The 1853-nt window shown below is 43.0% G+C and carries 2 protein-coding genes and 1 pseudogene; all 3 read left to right on the top strand.

Annotated features, from left to right (window positions below; translation table 11 throughout):
- A pseudogene (locus BZG79_RS16575) lies at positions 1-222 on the top strand (hypothetical protein); the annotation flags it as partial.
- A 104-nt stretch (positions 223-326) separates the two neighbouring features.
- Positions 327-722 (top strand): GFA family protein, encoded by a 396-nt coding sequence (locus tag BZG79_RS15105; protein ID WP_174566348.1) that lies wholly within the window; start codon positions 327-329, stop codon positions 720-722.
- 217 nt (positions 723-939) lie between these two features.
- Positions 940-1290: a DUF3147 family protein gene (locus BZG79_RS15095; protein ID WP_077679193.1), complete on the top strand. Its 351-nt coding sequence runs from the start codon at positions 940-942 to the stop codon at positions 1288-1290.
- Positions 1291-1853 lie beyond the last annotated feature (563 nt).

Here is a 1853-nt window from a genome sequence, read left to right as displayed (position 1 = left end):
GTGATGCAACGATTGTCCTATATGGCTATGTCAGGGCTTATTAGTCGAGAGCATTTTTCAAAAATGTGGGGTCCTGCTTTTATAAAGGCCTGGGATTCGTTAGAGCCGTATATCCATCACAAGCGCTTCCTAAATGGTGAACCTTTGACGCTCGCAGAGGGCGCCTACAGCCGGAATGATTTCGAAAAATATGTCCTGTACTGTAGGGATCTAAACACATAACACGGCCAAGCACGGCGGCGCCCTTTGACCTTTAAATTGCGCCTTTGGCTCCATTCCAAGGGTGCGCATGCTGCAAGCGTTAGAAAACTAGGAAGTTACGGATGATCAAGGAAGTTGGAAGCACAGTAATTCAAGAGTTTCACAAAGCTCAATGTCATTGTGGTTCAGTCGAGTTTGAGCTGCACTTGCCACAGGGCATCGAAAAGCCTAGGCGTTGTGATTGCTCGATATGCCGTCGTAAAGGAGCAATAGTAGCCTCAGTAAAATTGGATGGCATTCGTATTTTGAAAGGTAAAGAGCATTTAAAACTTTATCAATTCAATACGAATACAGCAAAGCACTACTTCTGCTCAAACTGCGGTATTTATACACATCACCAAAGGCGTTCAGATCCAAGTGAGTATGGTTTTAATGTGGGTTGCTTAAACGGGGTAAATCCATTTGATCTAGGTGATGTTGTAACAAATGATGGGGTTAATCATCCAGCGGACAAACGATAACGACTTATGAAGGATATAGACATGCGTGATCATTACGATTTTTCTGAGTCCGTTAAGAATCCATACGCCAAGAAGCTCAAGAAGCAGGTTACGATCCGGCTGGTGTCGGAAAGGCAAAAGATCCGACCAAAAAGTGGATTCTACTTTTGCGTGCTGCAGAGCCGGGCGTTAGGCTAAACATGTCAAATTCAGATGTTACGGACAAGGAGGCCTGATAATGCTTTGGATTGTAATTAAGTACCTTACAACGGCAGCTATTGTAGTGTTGATTTCAGAAGTCGCAAAACGAAGCGATAAAATGGGAGCTTTAGTTGCTGCGTTGCCTACGATAACCATATTGGCGCTGGTTTGGATGTATATTGAAGGGCAAGGAAACAGTAAGCTTTCAAATCACGCTTTTTATACTTTTTGGTATGTGCTGCCAACATTACCAATGTTTTTGCTATTCCCTTACTTGCTAGCCAAATATTCGTTTTGGATTACGTTACTAATTAGTTGTTTTGTTTCGATAGCTTGTTTTGTAATTACTCACGCAGTAGTAAAGCAATTTGGGTTAAATTTGCTGTAAGAAAGTTTAGCCTAACAAACGAGAATAAGTGTCGCGCAGCCAACAAGTGGGTAGATACGCTGTCACGCCCACGCAGACCATGATCCGCTCCCCGCATGAAGGATAACATCGTGTCGTATGCTGCTCAGAGGTCGCCTCAATGGGCCAGATCTGAACAACTATCCTGACATCGGGAGATTCAGTGCTGTCCATATTGTGGTGAGAAGTTAGAACGAGAACTTACCCAGCAAAAGCAACCTTACTATTACCATTTCGGCGCTTGCTAATTAGGCTGCTGATCTATGTTTTTTTAGTACGTTGTCAATCACTCGTTTTTGGCGAGGTTTTTATCTCACATTACGCCGTCTCTGAGCATTGAAATTACGATCACCGTCATATTACCAACGGTGCAGGTTTATTCTTTTAATGCGATTTATTACGCAGTTTGGATTGCCTGCTATCGAAGAAGGACGATGAGGCTCAGTCAAGCCTGAAGTGACGACTTTGCCTTAAATGAACACAATTGATAGGGAATAGAGAGTAAACCTGATATGATCCATGTCTTCCAGTTTTCACGTTGATAG

This window comes from Salinivibrio sp. MA427 (assembly GCF_001996115.1).
Classification (GTDB): Bacteria; Pseudomonadota; Gammaproteobacteria; order Enterobacterales; family Vibrionaceae; genus Salinivibrio; species Salinivibrio costicola.
Note: the sequence above shows the minus strand (reverse complement) of the source record. Positions and strands in the feature narration are given on the sequence as shown.

What these genes read in the sequence shown, in the direction of transcription:
- BZG79_RS15095 (WP_077679193.1), top strand. Translation starts at nt 940, where the DNA reads ATGCTTTGGATTGTAATTAAGTACCTTACAACGGCAGCTATTGTAGTG.